7 protein-coding genes are annotated in these 6,272 nt (G+C 57.2%); all 7 read left to right on the plus strand.

The window, feature by feature from the left end:
- Nucleotides 1–2: 2 nt before the first annotated feature.
- The 7 genes from argC (at nucleotide 3) to ROA7450_RS11745 (ending at nucleotide 6,091) form a co-directional block, all read left to right on the plus strand.
- Nucleotides 3–1,031 (plus strand): N-acetyl-gamma-glutamyl-phosphate reductase, encoded by a 1,029-nt coding sequence (gene argC, locus ROA7450_RS11715; RefSeq protein ID WP_085805924.1) that lies wholly within the window; start codon nucleotides 3–5, stop codon nucleotides 1,029–1,031.
- 30 nt (nucleotides 1,032–1,061) lie between these two features.
- Entirely contained in the window at nucleotides 1,062–1,508 is a 447-nt protein-coding gene (gene ccmE, locus ROA7450_RS11720) for a cytochrome c maturation protein CcmE (RefSeq protein ID WP_085805926.1), read from the plus strand.
- Between the two features lie 36 nt (nucleotides 1,509–1,544).
- Nucleotides 1,545–2,156, plus strand: a complete 612-nt coding sequence (locus ROA7450_RS11725; RefSeq protein ID WP_085805928.1) for a holin-associated N-acetylmuramidase — start codon at nucleotides 1,545–1,547, stop codon at nucleotides 2,154–2,156.
- Nucleotides 2,147–2,725 carry a holin family protein gene (locus ROA7450_RS11730; protein ID WP_085805930.1) on the plus strand — a complete coding sequence of 193 codons (579 nt, stop codon included), beginning with the start codon at nucleotides 2,147–2,149 and terminating at the stop codon, nucleotides 2,723–2,725. The genes ROA7450_RS11725 and ROA7450_RS11730 overlap by 10 nt, the downstream gene beginning before the upstream one ends.
- 74 nt (nucleotides 2,726–2,799) lie before the next feature.
- Nucleotides 2,800–4,767, plus strand: a complete 1,968-nt coding sequence (locus ROA7450_RS11735) for a heme lyase CcmF/NrfE family subunit (RefSeq protein ID WP_085805977.1) — start codon at nucleotides 2,800–2,802, stop codon at nucleotides 4,765–4,767.
- 47 nt (nucleotides 4,768–4,814) lie between these two features.
- Nucleotides 4,815–5,240 carry a cytochrome c-type biogenesis protein gene (locus ROA7450_RS11740; protein ID WP_370738209.1) on the plus strand — a complete coding sequence of 142 codons (426 nt, stop codon included), beginning with the start codon at nucleotides 4,815–4,817 and terminating at the stop codon, nucleotides 5,238–5,240.
- Nucleotides 5,241–5,311: 71 nt separating this feature from the next.
- A complete protein-coding gene (locus ROA7450_RS11745; protein ID WP_085805933.1) occupies nucleotides 5,312–6,091 on the plus strand; it encodes an enoyl-CoA hydratase-related protein in 780 nt (259 codons plus the stop codon).
- Nucleotides 6,092–6,272 lie beyond the last annotated feature (181 nt).

The following is a 6,272-nucleotide window of genomic DNA, read 5'->3' on the forward strand; positions in this document are numbered from 1 at the left end:
AGATGACCCATAAAATCGCAATTCTGGGCGCTTCGGGATATACCGGGGCCGAGCTGATCCGGCTGATTGCCACCCATCCTGAAATGGAGATCGTGGCACTTGGTGCGAACTCCAAGGCGGGAATGGAGATGGCGGAGGTGTTCCCGCATCTGCGCCACCTGAGCCTGCCGAAACTGGTGAAAATTGATCAGATTGATTTTGATCAGGTGGATCTGTGTTTTTGCGCCTTGCCGCATGCGACCTCGCAAGCGGTGATCAAAGAGCTGCCGAAAACCCTGAAGATTGTGGACCTGAGCGCCGATTTCCGGTTGCGCGATCCTGAAGAATACGCGCGTTGGTATGGTGGGCAACATCAGGCGTTGGAATGCCAGAACGAGGCTATCTATGGCCTGACCGAGTTTTACCGTGATGACATCAAATCTGCGCGTTTGGTGGCGGGCACCGGATGTAATGCGGCCACGGGGCAATATGCGCTGCGGCCACTTATTCAGGCGGGTGTGATTGATCTGGATGAGATCATTATTGACCTGAAAACCGGGGTCAGCGGGGCAGGGCGCAGCCTGAAAGAAAACCTGTTGCATGCCGAACTTTCCGAGGGGGCGCATGCCTACGCTGTGGGTGGCACACATCGGCATCTGGCGGAATTCGATCAAGAGTTTTCTGCCATTGCCGGGCGTCCGGTGAAGGTGCAATTCACCCCGCACCTGTTACCTGCGAACCGGGGGATAGTGGCCACCATCTATGTGAAAGGTGATCCGGCTGAGGTGCATCAGACTTTGGCGGGTGCCTATGCTGATGAGACTTTCTTGGAGGTTTTGCCCCTTGGACAAACACCAAGCACGCGCCACATTCGGGGCAGCAACTTTTGCCATATCGGCGTGACGGGCGACCGGATTGAAGGCCGCGCCATCGTGATTACAGCGCTGGATAACCTGACCAAGGGATCCAGCGGGCAAGCGTTGCAGAATGCCAACCTGATGCTGGGGTGTGATGAAGACACCGGGCTGATGCTGGCACCGGTTTTCCCGTAACTTTAAGCGTACTCAGGCAAGGATGCTCAGGTGAAATCGCTCAAGAAACAACGCCGTATCCAGATTATCGCCGTGGCCGTACTGGCGCTGGCTGTGTCGACCGCGCTGATTGGTTATGCCATGCGTGATGGCATCAACTTTTTCCGCTCGCCCTCCCAAGTGATGGAAGAGCCGCCGGCGTCGAATGAGCGGTTTCGTTTAGGCGGGCTGGTTGAAGAAGGCACTTTGGTGCGCGGTGATGGAGATACCATCCGCTTTAGTGTGACCGATGGTGGGGCCACGGTTCCTGTGACTTATACCGGCGTGTTGCCTGATTTGTTTGAAGAAAATCAGGGAATGATTGGCACAGGTACGTTTCAGGACGGCGTGTTCATGGCCACGGAAATTCTGGCCAAGCATGATGAGAGCTATCTGCCGAAAGAAGTGGCTGATGCGTTGAAAGAGCAGGGTGTTTATCAGCCTGCGGACGCTGAATAAGGTCCACGTTAAGACTTTCACCACCAGTTTGACCGAATGAAAACGGTCAGCGAAATTGCCAAAGAAATCATTGCCCGGGAGGGCGGTTTTGTAAACGATCCGCAGGATCCGGGCGGGGCAACAAAGTATGGCGTGACCATTCATACCATGAGGCGACTTGGGTTGGATCTGGACCGCGATGGTGATGTGGATGTGGCGGATGTGCGCAGGTTAACCAGGTCACAGGCCGAGCAGATTTTTATCAAACACTACTTTGATAAGCCGGGGATTGCGACGTTGCCCGAGGCCCTACAAGCGACGGTGTTCGACATGTATGTCAATGCCGGAGTGAATGCGGTGAAGATCCTGCAAAGACTTTTGCGCCAGATGGGGCAGCAGGTTGCGGTGGATGGAAATATAGGCCGGCAAACTATTGCGGCGGCGCAGGCGGCGTGGCGCATAGCCCCGGATCATCTGGTGGATGCTTACGGGATTGCGCGGCGGAACTATTACTTTCGCTTAGCTGATCATCGCCCGGCCAGCCGGAAATATGCGCGCAATCGCAAGGGCGGGAAAGGTGGCTGGATCAAGCGGGCTGAAGAATTCATTTCGCCACGCTATCACATGAGCCCACAGGCGTTTCAGGAAAGGGTGGTAGCATGGGGATAATTGAGTGGGTTCTGAGTTTTGCCTTTGGCGGCGGGCGCAATGCAGTGGCGGAAACCGTGCAGGTGTTTCGAGAAAATACTGAGGCAGGGGCAGCAAGGGCGGCGCAGCATCAGTCGCAGACGTTGGAGCAGTTCGCGCAGGAGTTCAAATTACAGCAACGCGGCTGGTTTGACCGGTTGATGGACGGGTTGAACCGCATTCCCCGCCCGGCGATGGCGCTTGGCACCTTGGGGTTGTTCGTGGCGGCGATGGTGGACCCTGTGTGGTTTGCGCAGCGCATGCAAGGGATTGCGCTGGTGCCAGAGCCTTTGTGGTGGTTGCTGGGGGCGATTGTTTCGTTTTACTTTGGCGCGCGCCATCAGGCCAAGGGGCAGGAGTTTCAACGATCAATGGCACAGAGCATGGCCCGCACCCCGCAGGTGGTAGAGAATATTCAAGCGCTAGAGGCTTTGACCGAGGAAAAAGAGGAGCAGAAACCGATTGTCGTGTCAAAGGCAGGCCCGAAGCCGCTTGAGCAGAGTGCGGAATACAATGCCGCGCTGGAGGATTGGCGCCAAGCGAACGGTTAAAGCGCGACAATCTGCGCGGACACAAAGGAGCGATGCCCATTGGCCACCCGCGCGGGCCGCCCTATAACGAGTTTATGATTACCGAGCTTGGCCATTTTTGTTTGATTCTCGCGTTCTTAACCGCCTGTTTCCAGGCGATTGTGCCGCTCATCGGTGCGCATAACCGTTGGCAGGGCTGGATGATGAGCGCAGTACCCGCTGCGACTCTACAGTTTTTGTTGACGTTGACGGCCTTTGGCGCACTGACCGTTGCATTTATAGGATCCGATTTTTCCGTCCGACTGGTGGTGCTGAACAGCCATTCGGTGAAACCCATGCTGTATAAAATCACTGGCGTTTGGGGCAACCATGAAGGCTCGATGCTGCTGTGGGTGCTGATCGTGACTTTGTTCGGCGGCTTTGTCGCCTGGTTTGGTAGTGCCTTGCCTGATAGCCTGCGCGCCCGCGTGCTGTCTGTGCAGGGGGCGATCGCTGTGGCGTTCTTTGCGTTTATCCTATTCAGCTCGAACCCGTTTTTGCGCATGGCTGTGCCGCCCTTTGATGGGCAGGACCTGAACCCGCTGTTGCAGGATCCGGGTTTGGCGTTTCACCCGCCGTTCCTCTATCTGGGCTATGTCGGACTTTCGATGAGCTACTCCTTTGCAGTGGCAGCGCTGATCGAAGGGCGGATTGATGCCGCCTGGGGCCGTTGGGTGCGACCCTATACGCTGGCGGCGTGGATTTTTCTGACAATAGGCATCGGGCTGGGCAGCTGGTGGGCTTACTATGAGCTGGGCTGGGGCGGATTCTGGTTTTGGGACCCGGTTGAAAATGCCTCGTTCATGCCGTGGCTGCTGGCGACTGCCTTGCTGCATTCCGCCATTGTGGTGGAAAAGCGCGAGAGCCTGAAAAGCTGGACGATCCTGCTGGCGATCATCGCCTTTGGTTTTTCGATGATCGGCGCATTTATCACCCGGTCTGGCGTGATCACATCGGTACATGCCTTTGCTGCAGATCCAGAACGGGGTGTGTTCCTGCTGGCGATCCTTGCGTTTTTCATGCTGGCTGGGCTGACGCTTTTTGCGGCGCGCGCATTTGAGATGCAGGCCAAAGGCGTGTTTGGAATTGTCAGCCGCGAGTCGGTTCTGGTGCTCAACAATGTGCTGTTGGCCGTGGCGGCCTTTGTGGTCTTTGTGGGCACGATCTGGCCGCTGGTGTCTGAGCTGTTCTTTGATCGTAAACTGTCGGTCGGGGCGCCGTTTTTTAATCTGGCGTTCACGCCGTTCATGGTGGTGTTGGGTTTGATCTTGCCCGTAGGGGCGATCTTTCCGTGGAAACGCGCCAGACTGCAGCGCAGCCTGCGGCCCTTGGCGCCGGCCTTTGTACTGTCTGTTGCTGTGGCCGTGCTCATCTGGGCGATGCAGACTGAGCGCAGCGCACTTGGGCCGATTGGGTTTTTCTTGGGGGCTTGGCTGGTGTCGGGTGCTGTTGTCGACCTGATGACCCGTACCGGTCGAGGTGGTGGTCGTCTAGGACGCCTGCGCCGCCTGCCGCGTGCAGATTGGGGCAAGGCCGTTGCGCATGCGGGCTTGGGGGTCACCATGGCGGGCGTGGCCGGATTGCTGGCCTGGGAAGCGGAAGACATCCGTGTGGCACAGGTGGGCGAACGGTTCGAAGTGGCTGGGTATGGTTTGACACTACGGTCCGTGCGAGAAATTGAAGGGCCAAACTACGTTGCCGTGCAGGCCGATGTTGCGCTAGATCGCGCCGGCGTTGGGTTCACCGTGTTGCAGCCTGAAAAACGCATCTATCCTGTTGCAGGCATGCCCACAACTGAGGCGGCGATTGACAACGGGTTTTTCCGCGATGTTTACGTCGTGATCGGTGACCCGCAGGATGATGGTGGCTGGGTTGTGCGGACCTACTATAAACCCTTTGCCAATTGGATTTGGGGCGGAGCGATTTTGATGGCTTTGGGTGGGGCGCTGTCGCTGAGTGACCGGCGCTATCGTGTGGCAGCAGGCGCCAAGAAGACGCAAGCAAAAGCGGTGGCTGCAAAATGATCCGGACTTTGTTTAAGCTCTTGGTCGTGGCCAGCGTTGTAACGGTGATGCAGTTTTCACCGGCAGCTGCGGTTGAACCTGATGAGGTGTTGAGTGACCCGGTCCTAGAAAAACGCGCGCGGTCAATTTCCGAAGGGCTGCGCTGTCTTGTTTGCCGCAATGAGAGCATTGACGAATCCAACGCTCCTTTGGCGCGGGATTTGCGCATTTTGGTGCGCGAGCGGTTGGTTGAAGGCGACGCGGACGACGAGGTGATCGAATTCGTCGTGGCGCGCTATGGCGAGTATGTTTTGCTCAAGCCAAATTCAGGTGGCTCAAACCTTGTGCTTTGGCTGTCGGGGCCAGCGATGTTGTTGATTGCCGGGGGGGTGGGGCTTGCCTTTCTCCGCCGCCGCAGTCGCAGTGTGGACGCCAGCAGCCAGGGATTGAGCGCAGATGAACAAGCGCGGCTTGAAGAAATACTAAAAGAGTGACGTTCCGTTCCACTTGGCGATATGGCCTGAAAACGATTGAGTGTGGCCGGACGCAGTGAGGGAGCCGTTTCATGAAAACCTATCAGTCGATCAGATTTACGATTGAGGATGATATCGCCGTCATCACCCTGAACCGTCCGGACAAGATGAATGCCCTGAGCGGGTTGATGCGGGCCGAGATCACCGATGCGGCGCGTTTTGCGGCGCGCAAGGCGCGGGTGCTGGTGCTGACCGGGGAAGGGGCTGCGTTTTGCTCAGGTCAGGACCTGAGCGACACAGGATCCCTGAATGAGTTGAATCTGGAGCGGGTGTTGCGGGATGAATATGTGCCGATGCTGCGGGCCATTATGGAATGCCCGATCCCGACGATCAGTGCGGTCAATGGGACGGCAGCCGGGGCCGGAGCCAATCTTGCGCTGGCAGCGGATGTGGTGATTGCCACACAAAGCGCCAAGTTTGTGCAGGCCTTCACCCGTATTGGCCTGATCCCCGATGCCGGGGGCACCTATTGGTTGCCACGCCAGATGGGCGCGGCCAAGGCGATGGGGGCAGCGCTGTTTGCCGAGCCGATCTCGGCGCAGCAGGCGGATGACTGGGGCATGATCTGGGAAGCGGTCGAGGATGAAGAATTTGATGCCCATTGGCGCGCCCGAGCGGCGCATCTGGCCAAGGGGCCAACCGCAGCCTATGCGAGTGTGAAACAGTCGATCCGCGAGAGCTGGGAAAATGGTTTGGATGATCAATTGAGCCTTGAGGCCCGATTGCAGGGTCTGTGCGGCGGCACGCGCGATTTCAAAGAAGGCGTGGTGGCGTTTTTGGACAAACGCCCGGCCAAGTTTGAAGGTCGGTGAAGGATACGTGACAAGGTTTGGTTAAAAAAAAGATTGGCCAACTGTTGGTAATGTCTGCTTCTCTAATTGGGTGTTTAGGTCAAGCTCATTTTTCCTTTTCTTTCGGGTCATTGTCGCTCATCCGGGTCACGCTTATCTTCGCAGTCTGGTTTGATGCCATGATGGCACCGCTGCACGCATA

Source organism: Roseovarius albus (genome assembly GCF_900172335.1).
GTDB classification, from domain to species: domain Bacteria; phylum Pseudomonadota; class Alphaproteobacteria; order Rhodobacterales; family Rhodobacteraceae; genus Roseovarius; species Roseovarius albus.